The 21,124-nt window shown below is 68.7% G+C and carries 14 protein-coding genes; 5 read left to right on the forward strand and 9 right to left on the reverse strand.

Features of this window, described 5'->3' with window-relative positions; all coding sequences use genetic code 11:
• Positions 1-58 precede the first annotated feature (58 nt).
• A complete protein-coding gene (locus OG405_RS18760) occupies positions 59-724 on the reverse strand; it encodes a TetR/AcrR family transcriptional regulator (RefSeq protein ID WP_327147773.1) in 666 nt (221 codons plus the stop codon).
• Between the two features lie 185 nt (positions 725-909).
• On the opposite strand from OG405_RS18760, the gene OG405_RS18765 reads away from it, so the two are divergent.
• The 4 genes from OG405_RS18765 to OG405_RS18780 are packed head-to-tail and all read left to right on the forward strand — an operon-like array spanning position 910 to position 5,857.
• A complete protein-coding gene (locus OG405_RS18765) occupies positions 910-2,406 on the forward strand; it encodes a sodium:solute symporter family protein (protein ID WP_327147774.1) in 1,497 nt (498 codons plus the stop codon).
• A 33-nt stretch (positions 2,407-2,439) separates the two neighbouring features.
• Positions 2,440-3,234, forward strand: coding sequence for a DUF1989 domain-containing protein (locus OG405_RS18770; RefSeq protein ID WP_327147775.1), 795 nt, complete (start codon positions 2,440-2,442; stop codon positions 3,232-3,234).
• A complete protein-coding gene (locus OG405_RS18775; protein WP_327147776.1) occupies positions 3,231-3,848 on the forward strand; it encodes an urea amidolyase associated protein UAAP2 in 618 nt (205 codons plus the stop codon). The genes OG405_RS18770 and OG405_RS18775 overlap by 4 nt, the downstream gene beginning before the upstream one ends.
• An 8-nt stretch (positions 3,849-3,856) precedes the next feature.
• Entirely contained in the window at positions 3,857-5,857 is a 2,001-nt protein-coding gene (locus tag OG405_RS18780; RefSeq protein WP_327152401.1) for a 5-oxoprolinase/urea amidolyase family protein, read from the forward strand.
• A gap of 56 nt (positions 5,858-5,913) precedes the next feature.
• On the opposite strand, the gene OG405_RS18785 is transcribed toward OG405_RS18780, so the two are convergent.
• The 3 genes from OG405_RS18785 to OG405_RS18795 form a co-directional block, all read right to left on the reverse strand.
• Entirely contained in the window at positions 5,914-6,570 is a 657-nt protein-coding gene (locus OG405_RS18785) for an isochorismatase family protein (RefSeq protein ID WP_327147777.1), read from the reverse strand.
• 82 nt (positions 6,571-6,652) lie between these two features.
• Positions 6,653-7,801, reverse strand: coding sequence for an isochorismate synthase (locus tag OG405_RS18790; protein ID WP_327147778.1), 1,149 nt, complete (start codon positions 7,799-7,801; stop codon positions 6,653-6,655).
• Positions 7,802-7,810: 9 nt separating this feature from the next.
• Positions 7,811-8,617 (reverse strand): SDR family oxidoreductase, encoded by an 807-nt coding sequence (locus tag OG405_RS18795; RefSeq protein WP_327147779.1) that lies wholly within the window; start codon positions 8,615-8,617, stop codon positions 7,811-7,813.
• Between the two features lie 86 nt (positions 8,618-8,703).
• Here OG405_RS18795 and OG405_RS18800 point away from each other — a divergent pair, with 86 nt between their 5' ends.
• Positions 8,704-10,356 (forward strand): (2,3-dihydroxybenzoyl)adenylate synthase, encoded by a 1,653-nt coding sequence (locus tag OG405_RS18800; RefSeq protein ID WP_327147780.1) that lies wholly within the window; start codon positions 8,704-8,706, stop codon positions 10,354-10,356.
• A gap of 47 nt (positions 10,357-10,403) precedes the next feature.
• On the opposite strand, the gene OG405_RS18805 is transcribed toward OG405_RS18800, so the two are convergent.
• The 5 genes from OG405_RS18805 to OG405_RS18825 form a co-directional block, all read right to left on the reverse strand.
• Positions 10,404-10,646 (reverse strand): phosphopantetheine-binding protein, encoded by a 243-nt coding sequence (locus OG405_RS18805; RefSeq protein ID WP_030524085.1) that lies wholly within the window; start codon positions 10,644-10,646, stop codon positions 10,404-10,406.
• A gap of 11 nt (positions 10,647-10,657) precedes the next feature.
• Complete coding sequence (locus tag OG405_RS18810) at positions 10,658-11,497, reverse strand: siderophore-interacting protein (protein WP_442790583.1); 840 nt, start codon at positions 11,495-11,497, stop codon at positions 10,658-10,660.
• Complete coding sequence (entS, locus tag OG405_RS18815) at positions 11,497-12,837, reverse strand: enterobactin transporter EntS (RefSeq protein ID WP_327147781.1); 1,341 nt, start codon at positions 12,835-12,837, stop codon at positions 11,497-11,499. The genes OG405_RS18810 and entS overlap by 1 nt, the downstream gene beginning before the upstream one ends.
• Entirely contained in the window at positions 12,834-13,832 is a 999-nt protein-coding gene (locus tag OG405_RS18820) for an ABC transporter substrate-binding protein (RefSeq protein ID WP_327147782.1), read from the reverse strand. The genes entS and OG405_RS18820 overlap by 4 nt, the downstream gene beginning before the upstream one ends.
• Positions 13,833-13,896: 64 nt before the next feature.
• Positions 13,897-21,018 (reverse strand): non-ribosomal peptide synthetase, encoded by a 7,122-nt coding sequence (locus tag OG405_RS18825; protein WP_327147783.1) that lies wholly within the window; start codon positions 21,016-21,018, stop codon positions 13,897-13,899.
• Between the last annotated feature and the right edge of the window lie 106 nt (positions 21,019-21,124).

Consider the following 21,124-nt stretch of genomic DNA (forward strand, 5'->3'; position numbering starts at 1 on the left):
ATCGGAGTCGATAGAGCCGATCCCGGCGGCCCCCGGTCACACATGAGTAGCGGCCCGTTCATACCAGCAGCTCCCGGGCCAGAACGTCGGCCGCCGTCCGGACGCGGGCGGGTTCGTCCCGGCAGCCGAGCACCCGCAGGACAGCCTCGGCGATCGCCTGCCGCGTTTCCTCGGACACCCCACCGGAATCGGAGCGGATGTTGATCACCGTCTCCACCAACCGGAACGGCAGGGTCCGCGCCTCGGACACGCCGCCCGCACCGACCCCGGAGACCACCTGCGCGGCCAGCCGCTCGTAGCTCGTTCGCAGCGCGTCGCGCCGGGAACGGAACCGCGCGAACCGTTCACCACGCAGTTCGGGCAGGAAGTACAGGGCACCGATATTCCAGCGGGCGTCACAGAGCTGGCCGATATCGAAGCGGGCCAGGGTGTACAACCGGACGGTGGCCGGTTCGGGCCGCTCCGCGAGTAGTTCGGCGAGTTCGGCTGCCGCCGCGATGGTCTCGCCGAGCAGCGCGTCGAGAATATCGTCCTTGGCCGCGAAATGGTGATACAGCGAGGCCTGCCGGATACCGACGGCTTCGGCGATGGCCCGGGTCGAGGTGCTGCCGTACCCGTTGGTGGTGAACAGTTCGGCCGCGGCGTCGAGGATTTCGGCGCGCGGGGTCTGCCCCTGGCGGCGGCGTGGCGCCAGGCGTGGGCGGCCCGGACCGAGTTGGGTCATGGATCCATTGTGGCCGACCGACGGAACCGGCCCCGCGAACCTATTCCTGTCATTTGACAGAAATATCGGCAACGCAGACGTTACGCGCGGTGCCGATACAGATACATCGCCGTCACCACCACGTCGCGCGCCCGGGGAAAACTTTCGAGCGATAGATATTCGTGTCGGATGAAGGGCCCCCGGCCATGATCATTCTCGGAATCGCGATCAGCGTGTTCGCGGTAATCGGCATCGGCCTGCTGGTCGCCCGGAAGGTGGACGGCGACAGCGTCAACTTCCTCGTCGCCGGACGGTCGCTGGGCCTACCACTGGTCGCGGCGGGCCTGATGGGCCAGGCCGTCGACTCCAACGCCACCCTCGGAAACACCGATCTGGCCGGTTCGCTCGGCTTCTGGGCCGGCGCCTCGCTACCGCTCGGACTCGGCCTGTGCCTCCTGCTCACCGGACTCTTCTTCGCGAAACCGATGAACCGCATGGGCCTGCTGACCCTGCCGGACTTCTATCGGATCAAGTACGGGCGCGGGGTCGAGCTCTGCGCCTCGATCCTGATGATCTTCAGCTTCTGCATTCTGCTCGCGGGCAATCTCGTCGCCGGTGGCTACCTGTTCGAACGATTTCTCGGTATCCCCTACACCGCCGGAGTCCTGCTCATCGTGGCGATCGTGATGACCTACACGGTGACCGGCGGGATGTTCAGCGACGCCTACACCGCGCTCGCCCAGATGGTGATCACCGTGATCGGATCGCTCGCACTGCTGATCTGGGTGGGATCGACCTACGGGATCCATATCCCGGACGGTATGGGCCCGTTCGACCTCGGGCAGCTCGGTGACAGCTCCCAGGGCGCGGTGGTGAACTGGGCGACGCTGATCGCGCTCGGTATCGGCGACATCGTCGCCATCGACTTCATGCAACGCATCTTCTCGGCCCGCTCCCCCGAGATCGCCCGCCGCGCCTGCTTCGTGGGCGCCGCCGGCACCGCCGTGGTCGGTATCCCGTACGCCCTGGTCGCGCTCGCCACCACCGATCTCACCGGTGACGGCGGCGGCCCGCGACTGCTGGCCCTGCTGGACGAACACGCTCCGGCGGGTCTGGCGATCCTGGTGCTGTCGGCGATCGTCGCGGCCTCGTGCTCCACGGCCAACGGCGCCATCCTCGGCACGGCATCGGTGGCGACCCGCAATGTCGCCGGACGGACCGAACGCACCGATGCCGCCGGCCGCGACACCCTGCTGCGGGATGTGCGGATCACCATGATCCCGGTCGTCGCGGTGGCGATCTTCTTCGCGGTACAGGTACCGCAGACCGGCATCCTGCTCACCCTGGCCTTCGATCTGATGCTCGCCGGGCTGATCGTCCCGTTCGTCGCCGCTCACCTCAGCACCCGGATCACCACCGCGGCCGCGGTGGCGGCCATGGTGGGCGGGCTCGGCGTCCGGCTGGTCCTGTTCGTACTCACCCCCACGATGTACGGGGTACCGAACACGGTTCTCCATATCGACAATTCACTGATCGGACCGGGATTCGACGGGTGGCCCACTTTCTTCGGCTTCCTCTCCTCGCTGCTGGCCTTCCTCGGCACGCTCGCCGTACAGCGTGCGCGTACTCCGGCCGAGAAGCCCTCCGTCGAACCGCGACCCACATCGCGGCCCGTCCCCGAACCCGTCGTCCAGCACGGCTGATCTCGCCTCCGGACCCGACGAGCAAGGAAAGCTATGACACACCCTGCCTCGACACACCCTGCCTCGACATCTCCTGCCTCGACGAACACTGCCTCGACGACCGCCGCCCGTGCACACGCCCGCGCCCAGGCGACCGCGACCACAGCTGCTCCCGCGCTGCCCGAAGGCGTTCCGCTCGATGACACCACCTGGACCGTCCGGCTGCCACCCGGTGGCTACACCAGCACGGTGCTGGGCCGCGGAACTCGGCTCCGGCTCGCCGATCCGCACGGTGCGGCCTGCGCGCATCTGTTCCTGCTGCGCGCGGAATCCCCCTGGGAACGGCTCAATGTCGCCGACACCGTGAAGGTGCCCTGGCAGGCCTACCTGGGGACCGGCCATCCGCTGTTGTCCGATCAAGGCCGACTACTGGCCACTGTGGTCGCCGATACCTCGGGCCGCCACGACACGCTCTGCGGTTCCACTCGCGAAGGCCGGCTGCTGCTGGAACGCGCGGCGACCAAACACGGTCTGTCACCGCGGGATATCGGCCCGACGCTCTCGTTCTTCCGCGGGGTGCGGGTGGGCGGAGACGGTGCCCTCACCGCGACGGGATCCGCCGGCGCCGGAGCCTACGTCGACCTGATCGTCCAGCTGCCGGTGACTGTGCTGGTGGCAGCCACCGCGCACCCCCTCGACGATTCCCCCGTCACCGATGTCGATCTGGTCGCCTGGCCGGGCGAGCGCCTCACAGCGGATACCGCGAACGACGACCCGGAATACCGGCGTGCCGTCGAGAACACCGAACAGGCCTGGTCGGCCGCCCGCACCCGACAGGAGTGGATATGAACACCGCGACAGCGACAGTCGTACTCGACGAGACCGTCCCGGCGTGCGCGCCGTGGTCGGCGATCGTAGGCGCGGGTGAACGTCTCGACATCGTCGATCTGCACGGCAACCAGGCCGTCGACTGCCTGCTCTACTCCGCCGCCGACCACACCGAACGCTACAGCGCCCAGGCCACGGTGACCGCGCAGCGCAATATCTTCCTCACCACCGGGAGCGTGCTACGCACCGACGCGGGTACCGCGCTGATGACGGTGATCGCCGACGAGGTCGGCAACCACGACACCATCGCCGGCGCCTGCTCCCAGGAGTCCAATACGCTGCGCTACGGCCAGCACACCCGCCATCAGCACGCGTGCGTGGAGAACTTCCTGGCCGAGGCGGCGAAATGGGGTATGGGCAAACGGGATCTGGTATCCAATATCAACTGGTTCATGAATGTTCCGGTGGAATCCGACGGCACGCTGGGGATCGTCGACGGCCTGTCGGCACCGGGTAAAACCGTATCGCTGCGCGCCGAGATCGACACCCTGGTCCTGGTATCCAACTGCCCGCAGATCAACAACCCCTGCAACGGCTTCGATCCCACCCCCGTTCGCATGGTGGTGACCCGGTGACCGCCCCGGTGGCGCTCACTCCGGCCGCCGAGCCGGTGGCCGAACCTCGCGGCGCGGTGGTCGAACGCCCCGGTCTGCTCACCACCGTGCAGGACTGGCCCGGCCGGACCGGATACTGGCATGTCGGGGTACCGCCGTCGGGCCCGATGGACGATCTGTCCTTCCGGCTCGGCAACCGCGCACTGGGCAACGCCGAGACCGCGGCCGGATTGGAATGCACCATGGCCGGCCCGGCACTGCGGTTCGCCGAACCGACGTGGGCATGTGTGACCGGAGCGCCCGTCACGGTGACGGTGGCCGGACGCCCGGTGCCGCTATGGCGACCGGTTCTCGTACCCGCCGGTGAACTTCTCGATATCGGAGCGATCAGCGGGCCGGGGATGCGCTGCTACGTCCTGGTCTCCGGCGGCCTGCGGCTACCGGCGTACCTCGGAAGCACCGCCACATTCACCCTGGGCCGGTTCGGCGGGGTGGACGGGCGTGCCCTGGCGGCCGGCGATGTACTGCCGGTCGAGCCCATACCTGGCCCACCGGCCGGGGCCGTTCCCGGCGGGGAACAGCCGGTCCTCACCCACGATTGGGAGATCGCGGTCACCGAAGGTCCGCACGGAGCGCCCGAGTTCTTCACCCGCGAAGATATCGATACGCTGCTGAAAACCTCCTACGAGGTGCATTTCAACTCCGACCGCACCGGTGTGCGGCTCATCGGGCCCAAACCGCGCTGGGCCCGCCCCGACGGCGGTGAGGCGGGTCTGCATCCGTCGAATATCCACGACACCGCATACAGTGTCGGCGCCCTCGATTTCACCGGTGACACGCCGATCCTGCTCGGACCCGACGGCCCCAGTCTCGGCGGTTTCGTGTGCCCGGTGACGGTGACCGCCGCCGACCTGTGGAAACTCGGCCAGCTGTGCCCCGGCGACCGGGTGCGCTTCGTACCGGTGCGCGCGGACCGGACCGCCTCGCCGTACGAACTCGGCCCCGCCCGCCGGGCGGGCTGGCCGATCGTGCTGTCGCGCGGCGGTGACGGCGACGACGGCGTCTTGCGGAAGACGGAGACCGCGGACGGTACTCCGGTGACCTACCGCCGGGCGGGCGACGACGGAATCCTCGTCGAATACGGTGCCATGACATTGGACCTCGAACTACGTGCCCGGGTCCACGCCCTGTACGAACGGCTGCGGGCGCGCGGCGAACGGGGTATCACCGAACTGACTCCCGGCGTCCGTTCGCTCCAGCTCCGGGTCGATCCGCGTACCCGCAGAATCGCCTCGGCCCTGGACCTGCTGACCGAGATCGAGACCGAACTACCGGCCGCAGACGATCTGATCGTCCCCAGCCGCACGGTGGATCTACCGCTGTCGTGGGACGATCCGGCGACCCGGGAGGCGATCACTCGGTACATGCACGGCGTACGCGCCGACGCCCCGTGGTGCCCGTGGAATATCGAGTTCATCCGGCGGATGAACGGACTCGATACCGTCGCCGATGTCTTCGATACCGTTTTCGCCGCCGAGTATCTGGTCCTCGGACTCGGAGATGTCTATCTCGGTGCGCCGCTGGCCACCCCGATCGACCCCCGGCACCGCCTGGTCACCACGAAATACAACCCGGCGCGTACCTGGACACCGGAGAACGCGGTCGGTATCGGCGGAGCGTATCTGTGCGTCTACGGGATGGAAGGACCGGGCGGTTATCAATTCGTCGGCCGCACCACCCAGGTCTGGAGCCGGCGCGCCGATACCGGGACTCCGTGGCTGCTGCGCTTCTTCGACCGAATCCGCTGGTATCCGGTGAGCGCCGAGGAACTGCTCGACCTACGTGCCGACATCGCCGCCGGCCGCGGCGAAATGCGGACCGGGCCGGGCGAATTCCGTCTGGCCGACTATCGCACGTTCCTGGCCGAACAGGCGGATTCGATCGAATCGTTCCGGTCCCGGCAGTCGGCCGCCTTCGCGGCCGAACGCGAATCCTGGCACCGCTCCGGCGAACTGGGCCGGACACAGTGAAACGCCCGGCTCCGCACGCCCTGCGGGGCCGGTGACGCGGGGCGCCGCGTGCGGAGTCAGGCCCCCGAAGCGACCACCGCGGGCTGCAACTGGTCCAGCATCTCGTCGGTGCTGAGCACCATGCCGCAGCGACGGGCGGTGTACTTCAGGGCGATCGAATGCTCTTCACGGCTGAAATCGGCCACGGCGTCGTGCGCCAGGAACGCATGTATATCGTTCATGAACGCCTCGGCCGCGCTGAGCATGCAGCCCATATGGGCGTACACCCCGGTGACCACCAACTGGTCCCGGTTCCGGTAACCGAGCAGTTGACGCAGGTCCGTGCGCTGGAACGCCGAATACCGCCATTTGGTGACCTGAATGTCCTGAGCACCGGGGGTCAATGCGGCGATGACCTCGGTATCGGGTCCGTCCGACATCCCGGTGCCCCAGAAATCGGCGAGCAGCCCGCGGCGGTCGGGATGCTGATCTCCCGGCTGCATGCTGTAGATCACCGGAATGCCCAGTTCGTGGCATCGATCGCGCAGCCGGACGATATTGTCGATCATCGTCCGGGCGGGGTCACGATCCAGCTGGTAGGCGTCGAGGAAGTAGTTCTGCATGTCGTGGATCAGCAGGGCGGTGCGATCGGGGTCGAGTCTCCAGGCCACTCTGTTGGTGATCTCGTCGTCCGACGACGGCATCGCATAGGGCGCGATCGGCTGCATGGGCATGTCCAGAACTCCTCATCTTCTTGTGGCCCACAACCTTCTGGAGGGGCTGCGAGCCCGGGCGCAGTGGCGAAAAGGTGATCGGTCAGGGCACCGCCGCGGGACGGCCGGCAACTCCCAGCGGTCCGAGGACCCGCTGAAGTTTTCCGGTGGTCTCGGCCAGTTCGTCCTCCGGATCGGATTCCGCGACGATGCCGCCGCCGGCATAGGCCACCAGGGTCCGATTGTCGGCAGCGAGTTCCGCGCAGCGGATGCTGACCATCCACTCACCGTTGCCGTCGGCGTCACACCAGCCCACGGCACCCGCGTAGAAACCGCGTTCGCCCTCCAGCTCGGCGATCAACCGGGCGGCGGCCGCCGTCGGAGTACCGCAGATCGCCGGAGTGGGGTGTAGCGCCGCGGCCAGTTCCAGCGCCGAGGGGCCGGCAGCCGGGACGGTCGCGCTCAGCGTGGTGCCGAGATGCCACATGGCAGGTGTTTCGGTGAGATCGGGCCGCGCGGGTGTGCGCACATCGGTGCACCGGTCCCGCAGCACCCCGGCCACATGGTCGACCACATAGCCGTGTTCGTGCTGATCCTTCGCCGAACCGAGCAGCGTCTCGGCAGCGATCCGGTCGGCCAGGGCGTTCTCCGGTACCCGCCGAGCCGAACCGGCCAGCGGATGACTCGTAACCTCCGTACCGATCCGCCGCACCAGGATCTCCGGGCTGGAACCCACCAGGTGGCGGCCGGTGAACAGGCCACCCGCCGCGGTCAGATCCACCAGGTAGCCGTTCCCGGCGGGGTCGGTGGAAACCAGCAGATCGAGCAGATCGGCCGCGCGGACGGCGCGATCGGCCCGGGCCCGGAGCGCGCGCGCCAGGACCACCTTTCGCAACGGATGGGCCGGATCGGCAAGCAGGCGCACCGCGGCGCCCACCCGGCGCACATGCTCCTCGGGCTCCGGAAGATGTTCGGTGACCGCGATATCGGGTGCGGCGACCGGGTCCGCGGTCCGGGGGCCGTCGGTCAACGAGATCGTGTCGGGCGCCCACAATGCCGCGGGCGCACCCGGTTTGAACGGTAGCGCGCCGACGATATGACTCACCCGCCGCGCACGCAGTTGCGCGACGGCTTCGGCGGCACTGTGGAAGACACGCCCTCCGGCGGACGCGGTCACGGTGCGCTGCGGCCGGGACAGGACAAAGGCGGGATCCGCGGGATGAGCGGGGTTCTCGGCGTTGATGATGATCATCCTCTCGTGTCACATATCCAGCGTTGCGCCGCCGTCGACCCGCAGGTCGTGCATGGTGATGTGGCGCGCGGCGTCGGAAACCAGAAAGCGGACGGCGGCTGCGATATCCGTGGGATCGGCGATCCGCCGCAGCGGGATGCCCAGCCGGTAGTTCTCGGGGTCACCGTCGAGCAGGCTTGCCCGCCCGGCCTCGCCGAGACCGTTGTCGTCGGAGTCCGCGTACATTCCGCGCAGCATCGGGGTATCGGTGGAACCCGGGGAGACCAGATTGACCCGCACCCCGTGCGGTGCCACCTGGAGCGCGAGCGAACGGGTGAACGCCGAGGCCGCGGCCTTCGCCGCGCCGTAGGCGGCGAGATTCACGCGGGGCACGCTGGCGGAGTTGGACGAGACGACCACGATGGATCCGCGCCCGGCGGCCACCATTTCGCGGGCCGCGCGCTGGGCCACGTACACCGCGCCGTTGGTATTGACGGCTACACAGCGCTGCCATTCCGCCGGGGAGGTATCCAGTGCGGATCCGCCGATCATCGAACCTGCGGCGTGCACGACCACCCGGGGTGCGCCGCGTTCGGCGAGCTCCTTGTCGAACGCCTCCGCGACGACGGCCGCGTCACTGACGTCGACCTCTACCGAGGTGATATCGGTTCCCTCGTATTGCCGTCCGAGCCGTGCGGCGACCTCGTGTACCCGGGAGTCCCGGTCCCACAGGGAGATATGCGCGGAATCGCCGGCGAGTTCGGCTGCGATCGCCGCGCCGATTCCCCCTGCGGCTCCGGTGACGATGACCCCTTCGCCCCATTGCTTCGTGACCATTAGGTTAGCCTAACCTCTAGTTACACCGCAAGGCTAGCATTCCGGTGTGACATCGAACAAGATCGCTGATCGGAAAGAGGTGCTTCATGCCATCGCCTGCCCTCCCCGGTTTCACCCCGTGGCCGCCGGACCAGATCGACCACTACCGAGCCGAAAGACTGTGGACAGGTGAGACATTCGGAGCTCTGCTGACAGCTCGCGCCACCGCGAGCCCCGAGGCGATCGCGGTGGTGGACGCGGCGAACCGCTGGACCTACGCCGAACTGGACCACCGGTCCCGGTCGCTGGCCACCGGATTCGCCCGGCTGGGAATCCGCCCGCAGGATCGCGTCCTGGTCCAGCTGCCCAACCGCGCCGAATTCGTCGAAGTGATCTTCGCGCTCTTCCGGCTGGGCGCGCTGCCGGTGTTCTGCCTGCCCGCACACCGGGAAGCCGAACTGATTCCCATCGCCGCGGCGAGCGCGGCGGTGGCGATGGTCACCTGCGACCGGCATCAGCGCTTCGACCATGCCGCACTGGCGGATACGGTCCGGCGCGAGGTCCAGACCCTGCGGCATGTACTGCTGGTCGCCGACGACGATGCGCGCGAATTCGCCGAGGGCGCCACCGACCTCGCCGATTACCGGGACGAACCCGCCGACCTCCCCGAGATCGATGCCGGCGATGTCGCGTTCCTGCAACTGTCCGGCGGCAGCACCGGAATCCCGAAACTCATCCCCCGCACCCACGACGACTACCTGTACAGCGTGCGGCGCAGCGCCGAGATCACCGAACTGGGTCCCGACACCGTCTACCTGGCGACGCTGCCGATCGCACACAACTTCCCGATGAGTTCGCCGGGCATCCTCGGTGCGCTCTACGCGGGCGGCACGGTAGCCATGACACCCGATCCGACTCCCTCGACCGCGTTCGCGGCGATCGAACGTTTCGGTGTCACCATCACCGGCCTGGTGCCGCCACTGGCGCGCCTGTGGGTCGAACGCGCCGAGAAGGGCGGCGAGCTGCCGGATCTGTCCAGCCTGAAGGTGCTCCAGGTGGGTGGCGCCCGCTGCCCCGACGAACTGGCCCGCCGAGTCGGCCCCGCGCTGGGGGTGACCCTGCAGCAGGTGTTCGGCATGGCCGAGGGCCTGGTCTGTTACACCCGGCTCGACGATCCGATCGATGTCGTCGTCGCCACCCAGGGCCGGCCGATGTCGGAATACGACCGGATCAGGATCGTCGACGACGCGGACGCCGAAGTCGCGCCGGGCAGCGACGGAAACCTGATGACCCAGGGGCCGTACACCATTCGCGGCTACTACGACAATCCAGAGGCCGATGCGCGCAGCTTCACCACGGAGGGCTGGTACCGCACCGGCGATATCGTCTCGCTGCGGCCGGACGGAAATCTGGTGGTGAAGGGCCGCGCGGGCGACTGGGTCAACCGCGGCGGCGAGAAGGTCTCGGCCGAAGAGCTCGAGGCCCACCTGCTGGAACATCCCGGGATCCGCGACGCGGTGATCGTCGGAACCCCCGACCCCGTACTCGGACAACGTATCTGCGCATTCGTACAGCCACTCGACCCGGCGGCACCGCCGACGTTGACCACGGTGCGCACCTTCGTGCGCGAGCGCGGTATCGCGGCCTGGAAAATGCCCGACGCGGTGGTCACCATCGCCGAATTCCCGGAGACAGGAGTAGGCAAGACCAGCCGCCGCGATCTGCGCCGGCTGCTCGCCGAGGGTCATCGCCCGTCGTGACCCCCGCCGCCGCGAAACGCGCCGTGCGCGCGGTTCGCGGCGCCCGGTCACGGGCACAGCACCTCCAGCCAGGACTCCAGAACGGGGTCACCGGCCAGCATCAACGGGTCGACGGTCTCATGTCCCTCCGACCGCCACTTCTCCACCAGCTGCATGATGCGCACCGAATCCAGTCCGGCGTCGAGCAGATTGGTATCGGTGGACAGTTCCTCCGGCGCCACGCCCAGCAGGTCGGCCACATCACGGATGAAGTGGTCGCGGTCGGCCACCGCCGTAGGCTCGTTCGTCATCTCTGTCCTCCTTATTCTTCACGGTCGAAGTCCGCGACTCCGTGTTTCCAATAGCCCGCGATCAAGCAGTCCTTCGCCGGGACACCGAGTTCGCCGCGAATCCATTTACGAATCGGCCGCAACTGCCCGGCCTCACCGGCGACCCACGCGTACACCTTCTGCCCCTCGGGCACAGTGACGGTGCGGATCGCCTTCTCCAGCAGGTCACCGGTTCCCGCACGCGCGTCGCCGCGGTGCAGCCACCGGACCTCGACACCGGCCGGTGCGGCCAGTTCGATCTCCTGGCTCTCGTCGACCACCTCGACGAACACCCAGCCCGTCTTCTCGCGGGGCAGCCATTCCAGCCAGCGGGCGATCGCGGGCAGCGCCGTGATATCACCGGCGAACAGATAGTTGTCGTAACTTGTGGGCACCACCACACCGCCGGGCGGACCCGCGATGTGGATCCGGATACCCGGGCGGGCGGCCAGCGCCCAGTCCGAGGCGAGACCGCCCGGATGCAATGCGAAATCGATATCGAGCTCACCGGCGTCGGTGTCGAGGCGGCGCACCGTGTACTCCCGCGAGACCGGTCGTGGTGCGGGCCAATCCAGCGACAGACCGTCGCGAACCGGCAACCGCAAGGTGCCGTCGGTATCCGGGAATATCAGCCGGATGTGCTCGTCGGGGACATAGCTGTGGAACCCGTCGAGTTCCGGGCCGCCCAGAGTGACCCGGATGAGGCCCGAGCCCACCGGAGCGGTACGGATCACCTCCAGTTCCCGCAACCCGATCGGATATCCGACCTTCGCGCCGTGCGAACCGGCGAGCACCTCGGCGATCCGCTCACGGTAGGCTCCGCGATCCACCATCACACTCCGTCCTTCTTCTGCTCGACCACGTTTCCGGTGACGTTCTCTTCCACCACGGTCCCGCCGACCGGGACCTGCGCCGGCGGCGGGGGCGGTTGCGACGGCCCACCCGCGGGCGCGGTGAGCCGGTACAGCGGCCACACCAGCACCGACGCGAAGGCGAACAGCACCAAGACCGCCGTGCCGTAGACCACGAGCGCGGTACCCGGTTCGACGAGGTTGCCGATCACACCGGCCGCCATCGAACCGACCGCGGTACCGGCCACCGACTGCACCATGAGCAGCCCCGACATCCGGCCGCGCATCTCCTCCGGGGCGTTCTGCTGGAGCACCGCGTAGCGCAGGATGCCGTTCACCGCCCGGGCCGCACCGAACGCGGCCAGCCCGAGGAAACTCCATGCCGCCTGCGGCCAGATACCGGCCATGACGACACCGAGCGGCATGAGCGCCAGCGAGGCCAGCAACACCGGTCCGTTGCGGCGTGCCCGGCCGATCCAGCCGCTGGTGAGCGAACCCAGAACGGCACCCGCGCCGGGCGCGGCGTAGAGCAGACCCAGTGTGGTCGGGCCCGCGTCGAGTGCCCGATCGGCGAATGCCGGGAGCAATACCAGTGGCCCGCTGACCAGCATGGCGAGCAGGCCGCTCGCCAGTACCGCGCGAATAATATTGTGCCGCACCGCGAAAGTGATGCCCTGACCCAGTTCCACCAGCGGATTGCGGATCTCGCGAACCGGTGGTGGCGCGGGCCCGATCGCCCGGATCAGCGTTACGGTTCCCACGGTCGCCGCAGCGGCGGCGAAGAACGCGAACGACACCCCGATCTTCGCGATCAGCACACCGGCGACGGCCGGGGTGATCATGGTGCCCAGATCGGAGGTGAGGGTGGTCAGCGCCCCGGCCGCGGGAACCTTCTCCCGGGACACCAGCATCGGCACCAGCGCCATCAACGCCGAACCGCTGACACCACCGGCCAGGCCGTCCGTCACGGCCGCGGCGTAGATCACCGCGAGAAACGGATCGGGCAGCAGCGCGTTCACGCCCAGCGCGAGGAACGCCAGACCCGCCGCCGACCGCGAGAAAGAGATCACGGTGCGCCGGTCATATCGGTCGGCGATCACGCCGCCGCCCAGACTGCCCGCGAACAGCGCGACCGCCATCGCCGTGGACACCCCGGCGACGTGCAAACTCGATCCGGTGAGCTGGTAGACCTGCACCGGCAGGGCCACCATCAGGAGGCCGATGCCGAGAACCGATACCAGTCGCGCACCGAACGCGCAGCGAAACCGCCGGCTCTCCCGCAACGGCGAGAGGTCGATGAGGAGGCCGGCGGGGGCTTTCACTTGAACTGCTCCTGGATCAGGTCGAGGGTGTTCATGACGCCGCGGTAATCCGGCCGGAGGCTGGTGGCCGGCAGTTCGTAGACCTTCTTGCCCTTGAACGCGGGCAGCTGCGCGTACAGCGGATCCTCGGCGAGATCGCTCGCGCTCTTGGCGCCGCTCAACGGAACGACGAACACCACGGGCGCGTCGACGACCTTCGTCAGCAGTTCGGGGCTGAATCCGAACCAATCGGCGGACGGGTTGAGCTCCGGATTACCGGCCTTGGCCAGCACCTTGTCGTCGGCCTCGAAACCCAGCTCGGCGAGCAGCGTCGGCAGCGCGGCGTTCGGCAGGATCATCTTCGGCTGACCGTCGGCGGCGGACTGGAAGTAACCGATCTGCTGTCCGGGAACCTTGATCGCCGAGGAAACCTGCTTCACCTTGTCGTCGTAGGCCGAGATCAGTTCACCGACCTTGTCGCCACGACCGACCACATCGGCGATCTGCTTCAGCTGATCCTGCCAGCCGGTCACATTGCCGGGCAGCAGCACCGTCGGAGCGATCGCGCTGAGCTGGTCGTAGGCGTCCACCGATTGTTTGGCCGGGAAACCCTGTCCGCCACCGATGATCAGATCCGGCTGCGTCGAGGCGACGAACTCCACATTCACCGCCTGTCCCACCGGCACCATCTGAGTGCCCTGTTCCTTCGCGGCGTCGGCCCAGGTCTGCGGGAAATCGGCATTGCGGCCGCTGACCCCGAGGACCCGCGGATCGGCCGCGGCCACCGGTACGTCAAGGTCGTAGAGGTAACCGGCCAGCGCACCGTTGAGCACCACGATTCGCTGCGGATCCGCGGGCACCTCGATCGCACCCTTCTCGGTCTGTATCGAGCGGGTCCCGGATTCGGCGGTGGGCTCGGTATCGGAGCTACAGCCCGCGACCGCGAGGACCGCGACGAACAGACCGACGACGAGGCGTAGCCGGACCGCGAAGCGGCTGTGGGATAACAGCGACATAGGTGTTCTACTTTCTTTCTCGAACCGCCGGGGCACCGGACAGTGCCACGACGAAGTCATGCGATCAGGTCCGCAGGGCCGGTTCGGTATCGAGCAGCGCGGCGACCTCCGACCAGCCGTGCTCGGAGACGATCCCGAAGTGGGTGTAGGGCAACCGGCGTGCGGTGATCCGGGCTCCGGCACCGCGCCAGCCCGACAGCTGGGCGGCGACCCGCGCGGCATCGTCGGAGCCGCCGGGATCGGCCGCGTACAGCGCCATCGGCCCGGAATAACTCGGAGCCTCGGAAACGGTCACCATGCGGAGCAGTTCACCGGCCGCACCCCGGATCAGGGCCGCGAGATCAGGTGCGTCCTCGGGAAGTTCCGGCAGCAGCTCGGCCAGGCGAGCCGGATCCGACAGCGCCTCGGTGGCTTGATCGGCCAGATTCGCGAGCGGATGCGAATCGACCAGTCCGACGAACGCGACCTCCGCGCCGGCCGCGGCGAGGGCGGCGGCGATCGCATGCACGATATTGCCGCCCAGGGAGTAGCCGAGCAGGTGATAGGGCCCGTCGGGCTGGATCTCCCGGATGGTCGTGAGATATCGCGCGGCGAGCTCGTCGATGGTCGCGGCGCCCGATTCCGCCCCGCGCAATGTGGGCAACTGCAGTCCGACCAGCGGCCGGTCCGCGCGCAGCCGCCGGGCGAGCGGCGTGAACTGCCATGCCGTTCCGCCCACCGGATGCACGCAGAACAGTGGTTCCGCCGACCCTCGGGTCCGTAGTTCGAGCACATGGTCGAGGCGCCGGCCCAGCATGGCGATCTCCTCCGACGGAGTGTCGATCCCGGAGTCCCGCGGCGGTCCGGCGGATTCCGGCACGATGTCGATCGCCGTGCCCTCGATCCGCGCAGCCAGAGCCCGTGCGGTGGGTGCCTCGAAGATATCGTCGACCACGGCCCCGTGCCCCGCCCGGCGCAACCGGCCGACCAGCCGGACCGCGGTGAGGGAATGGCCGCCCGCGGCGAAGAAGTCGTCGTCCGGCCCGATGGCCACGACGCCGAGCACAGCGGCCATCGCCTGGAGCACCGCTGCGGCGACCGCGGGCAGCGTGGGGTCCACGATCGCGGCGACGGCGACCGCCGGTACCTCCACCGGATAGTCCGGAATCGGAAGAGCCTTGCGATCCAGCTTGTCGCTGATCGTCATGGGGATCTGGTCGAGTTCCACGAAGGCCGCCGGAATCATGTACTCCGGCAGGGCTTCGCGTACCGTCGCCCGCACCGCGTCGGTATCCACCGTCGCGCCGGCGCGTGTCCGCAGATAAGCCACCAGGCGCTGATCACCCGGATTGTCCTCGCGCAGGATCACGGCCACCTGGGCGATCTCGGGACGGCGCATGATCGCCGATTCGATATCGCCGAGTTCGATCCGCTGCCCGCGCAGTTTCACCTGGCTGTCGGTGCGGCCCACGTACTCGAGTTCACCGCCTGCGCCCCAGCGCACCAGATCGCCGGTGCGGTACATGCGCTCGCCGGTCCCGGCCGGATCGGCGACGAAGGTGCGCGCGGTCAGTTCCGGCCGGTGCAGATAGCCGCGGGCGAGTTGGATCCCGGTCAGGTACAGCTCGCCGACCGTGCCGAACGGCACCGGCAGCAACTTGTCGTCGAGCACCCGAACGCCGGCCCCGCCCGGCGGACGTCCGATCGGCACTGTCACCGTGTCGGAGTCGTCGGTCCGGTGATAGGTGATGCAGACCGCGGCCTCGGTCGGCCCGTACAGGTTGTTCACCCGGGCTCCGGTCGCGGTGCGGAACCGCTGCGCTGTCGCCGGCGGAAGCGGTTCACCGCCGGTGAACACACAACGCAGCGCGCCGCATTCGGACAGATCGCTCTCGTCGGCGGTCGTGGTCAGCATGGACGAGGTCATCTGGATCGCGGTGACCCCCTCGTCGGCCATCAACCGGGCCTGGTAGTAGGGGTCGCGGTGACCGTTGGGTCTGGCCACCACGATCCGAGCGCCCACCAGCAGCGGCAGGAAGATCTCCAGCAGCGAGGCGTCGAAGGTCGCCGGAGTGCGGTACAGCACGGTATCGCCGACTCCGAACCGGTGCTGCTCCTGCAACCAGGCGAAGGTGTTCACAATCGCCTCGTGCGCCACCGTCACACCCTTGGGGACCCCGGTGGAGCCGGAGGTGAACAGCAGGTAGGCCGCGTTGTCCGGCCGCAGCGGCGCACGCCGATCGGCATCGGTGAGCGCGGCGTCCGCGAACTCCGCGGTGTCGAGCGTATCGACGGAGACGACAGGCGCTCGGCCGGTTTCGAAGGCATCGGCGCTCGTGGTCAGCACCAGCGGGGCGGCGGCGGTCGCGAGGATGGTGTCGACGCGTTCGACCGGCTGCCCCGGATCCACCGGCAAGTACACTCCGCCGGCCCGGCAGATCGCGTGCGCGGCGATCACCGAATCGGCACTGCGCGCCATGGCGACCACCACCACGGTCTCGGGTCCGACATCCCGCGAAACCAGCCAGCGGGCCAATCGGTTGGTCCGCGCCTCGAATTCGCGGTAACCGATCGTCACGCCCTCGACGGTGATCGCCGGAGCTTCGGGATCGAGCACGCTGCTCGGGCCCCAGTCGGCCATGGTGTGGCCGCGGGTATCCGGATGCCGGGTGGCCGCCCGGACGGCACCGGCGGTGGCGGCGGGATCGGCCACGAGGGTGGTGAGCACCGACCCGAGCCGCCCGGCCATACGTTCGGCGGTGGCGGCGTCCACCGCACCCGGATCATGGTGCAGCATCAGCCGGAACCGGTCGCCGGGCAGTGCCGTCACGGTCACCGGATAGTGGGTGAGGCTGTGCACGGTGACACCGGCCACGGCGACCTCGTGCGAATCATTACCCTGCACGCCGGTTTTCGGGAAATTCTCATAGACGACAAGGGTGTCGAACAACCGGCCGATCCCGGCCACCCGCTCGACGGTGGCCAGACCCAGATAGCCCTGGTTCTGCAATTCGAGTGCGGTCCGCTGGAATCCGGCGAATTGCTCGGTCACCGGACGACCCGGATCCAGGGTCATCCGGACCGGAACGGTATTGCTGAACAGTCCGACCATCCCCGCCACGCCCGGCAGCTCACTCGGCCGCCCCGACACCACCGCGCCGAAGACCACATCATCACTGCCCAGCTGTTCGGCGAGGACGAGCGCCCAGGCGCCCTGCAGCAGCGTGTTCATGGTCAGCCCGTGGGACCGGCCGAACGATTCGAGCGCGGCCGCGGTCTCCTCGGCCAGCGGCACGTTCAGGCCCACCGCGGCCGACCGTGGCCCGGGAGCCCCGATCAGGCTGGGCGCGGACAGCCCGCCCAGATAGTCGCCCCAGTGGCGGGCGGCCGCATCGCTGTCGCGGGCGGCGAGCCAGGCCAGATAGGTTCCGTAATAACCCGGTTCGGGCAACTGCTCACCGTGATAGTGGGCGAGCATCTCGCGCAGTACGATCGGCACCGACCAGCCGTCGGCCAGCAGATGGTGGGCGGTGAGCACCAGCCGGTGCGCGGTATCGGAAAGCCGGATCAGCAGCGCCCGCAGCAGCGGCGGTTCGGCGATATCGAAGGTTTCCGCACCGGCCCGGACTTCCAGCGCCAGCGCGCTCTCCTCGGCGTCCGCGGCCGCCCGATCGCGCAGATCCTCGAACCGCCAGGCCACCCGCGGAGCCCGGGGAATCACCTGCACCGGTTCATCGAACTGTTCGTATCGGAAGGCAGCGCCCAGGTTCGGATGTCGTCGCAGTACTGTCGCGAATGCCGCGCCCAGCCGGTCCGGGTCCACCGGACCCGACAGTTCGAAGCGGGCCGTCAGCGTGTACACATCGGCCGCGCCGTCGCGCAGCGCGTGGAACAGCAGCCCTTCCTGCAGTGGCGACAGCGGTAGTACATCGGCAATCGGCCCATACGCGGCAGCCAGTTCGGCGGTGCTGTCCGGTGGAAGGGCGATCGACACGGTATCGGCGTGCGGCGTCTGTCCGGCGCCGGAACCCACTGCGGGATCCGCGGTCGCGGCCCACGCGGCCAGGTCGGCGAGACCACGCCGGGTCAGCAGATCCTGTGGGGCGAGGATCAGCCCGCGTTCGCGCAATCGGGTGCACACCCCGATGGCAGTGATGCTGTCGCCACCGGCGCCGAAGAAATCGTCGTCGATATCGACGGTATCGCTACCGAGCAGTTCCGCGACCACCTCGGCCACCGCACGTTCGGCCGCGGTGGCCGGTGCGCGCCCACCGGCCGGCTCGGCCGGTTCGGGCAGCGCGGCACGATCCACCTTGCCGTTCACCGTCCACGGCAATTCGTCGAGCACCACGATCCGGGTCGGGACCATGGCGTCGGGCAGCGATTCGGCCAGCCGGTTGCGCAGGCGGGCACCGAGTTCGCCGGGTCCGGTGGTCGGCGCCGGCGAATCGGGTGCCGCGACGATATAGCCGATCAAGCTCGCGCGACCCGCGATATCTCGGATATCCGCCGCCGCCGCGGCCACTTCCGGAAGCCCGCTCAGCGCGGCTTCCACCTCACCGATCTCGATCCGGTGCCCGCGGATCTTCACCTGGGCATCGGCTCGCCCGGAATAGAAATAACCGCTACCGGGCACCCAGCGGGCGCGGTCGCCGGTGCGGTACATCCGCGACCCGGGCGGACCGAACGGATCGGCCACGAAACTCTGAGCGCTGAATCCCGGCCGGCCCAGATAGCCCTGCGCGATACCCGCACCCGCCAGGTAGAGCTCGCCGGGCTGTCCGTCCGCCACCGCCTGTAGGCCGTTGTCGAGCAGATAGGCCCGTACCCCGGGCAGCGGGACGCCGATATGCGGGTCCGGGCCGCGCACCGGTGCGCCGATGGCGTCGACGGTGGCCTCGGTCGGGCCGTACAGGTTGACCGCCGTGATCCCGGCGCGCTGCACCCGCTGCCACAGATCGGGCGGGCAGGCCTCACCGCCGAGCACCAGCAGCCGCGGGACGAGTTCGGCCAGGCCGTGGGCGAACAGCGCGGCGGCCAGGGTCGGGGTACCGTCCACGACCTCCACCCCGTCGGCGCGGAACGCCGCGATCAGGGCCGCCGGGTCGCGCCGGATCGTGCTGTCGTACAGATGGATCCGGTGCCCGTCGAGCAACCACAGCAGCGGATCGAGAGCGGCGTCGAAGGCGAACGAGGTGGTGTGCGCGACTGTCAGGCGGCGCCCGCCGGCCCGCTCCACGGTTTCGGCGTAGATCCCGGATCGGTGCCCGGCCACCAGCTGCGCGAGGGCGGCGTGGTCGATCACCACGCCTTTCGGCGTGCCCGTCGAACCGGAGGTGTAGAGCGCATAGGCGGGGTGATCGCCGCGGAGCTCCCCGGTTTCGGCGGCGACCGGCGGGGTGCCCGGATACTCACGCAACGCGGTGCGCACCGGTTCGCTGCCGAGGTCCACTGCCCGGCAGTCGAGTACCTCGGCCAGCGCGGAGTCGGTGAGCACCAGGATCGGGCGGGCGTCGTCGATCACGGCCTGTAGCCGGGGCACCGGATGTTCGGGGTCGAGCGGCAGATACATGCCGCCGGCCCGCCAGACCGCCAGCAGCGCGACCACGAGATCGGCGCAGCGCGGCAGGGCGACGCCGACCGGCGCGCCCGGAGTCACACCCCGGTCCCGCAGATATCGGACCAGCCGGTGGACCCGATCACCCAGTTCGCCACCGGTGTAGCGCTGGGTCCCGTCCGCCAGGACCGTGGCGTCGGCGTACTCCGCGACCATCCGGTCCAGCGCGGCGGGCACCAGTTCGGCACCCGTTGCGGCCGGAGGTCCCGACCGGTCGTCCAGCAGGCGCTCCCGGTCGGCGCGGTCGATCAGTTCCAGCGTCCCGACCGCCACCTTGTCCAATTCGGTGAACGCCTCGACGACCCGGACCAGACCCGCCACCCGGCGGTAGGCGGTCTCCGGATCGTTGGTCCGCGCATCGCATTCGAAACCCAGGAGTACCGATTTATCGGGCAGCGGGGTCACGACCAGCCCGAGATCCTCCGGCGGTCCGCCGGCCACATTGCGCAGGACACCTCTGGCACCGTCGAAATCCAGCGCGAAATCGAAGACCTTGAGATTCATCCCGATTCCGTGCAGCAGTTCACCCGCCCCGAAACCACTGAGGTCACGGGCCAGATCCGCACCGCTGTAGCGCTGATGCTTGCGCATCTCCCGCAATGTCTCCGCGACGCGGACGCCGAGTTCGCCGACGGTGTCGTGCGCGTGCACGGCCACCCGCAGCGGCAGGACGTTCACCGCCATCGCCGGTGTACTCAGCGCGACCCGGCCGACCCGGCCCATCATCAGCATCGACAGCACGACATCGGAATTGCCCAGTAACCGCTGCACATAGGCGGCGTAGCAGGCGATCAGGCCGTCGGCCCAGGTGATCCGGTAGCGCTCGGTGCAACTGCGCAGCCGCTCCAGCGTTTCCGCCGGCAGGATCGCCTCGGCGCGGATGGTGCGCTCCACCGCCCCGCCGAGGGCGGTACCGCGACCGTCGAGCGAGGGCGCGGGATCGAGTTGTGCACGCCAGTAGCGCTGGTCGTCCGCGAATTGCTCGCTGTCGCGATAATTCTGTTCGTCGGCCACCAGCTCGGCGATCGCGCCGAAAGTCGCCTTCGGTGGCTCGGTGACCTTGCGCAGGGCGGTGTAATGCGCTGCGACGCGGCGCGACAGCAATGCCGCGCTGTAGCCGTCGACGATCAGATGGTGGTACAGCTGCACACACCACACCTCGGAGTCGGTGAGCCGGATCAGCGTGTAGTTGTAGAGTCGCCGGTCGACCATGCCGCGGCACCGCCGCGCCGCCTGATGGCGTTCCAGCGCGACCGCTTCGTGGGCGAGCGAATGGGGTTCGGCCGCACCACGCAGGTCGATCATCGCTTGCAGGACCGCGGGTTCGTCGCAGACGAATTGTCGTGGACCGGCCTCGGTATCGCGGAAGCGCAGCCGCATGTTCTCCGCTTCGGCCACGGTCCGGCGGATCGCCTCGGCCAGTGCCTCGACATCGATCGGGGTGTCGCCGGAGATCTCGAGGACCTCCCCGACCAGATAGCGACCCGATTCCGGATCGAAAAGCTGTGCGTTCCAAATCCCCAGCTGAGGGCCGGTGAGCGGTAACCCGGGATCGCTTGCCTTCGAGGCATCCTGCACTGCCGCCGGCACGGCAACTCCCTTCGCTGTGAAGCACTTCCGGTGCGCTGCCGATACCCGTTCCCTATCGACCGGCACGACACGCGACCACAGTTGAGGGTAGCCTAACCTTTACTGA

This window comes from Nocardia sp. NBC_01329, from assembly GCF_035956715.1.
Lineage (GTDB): Bacteria > Actinomycetota > Actinomycetes > Mycobacteriales > Mycobacteriaceae > Nocardia.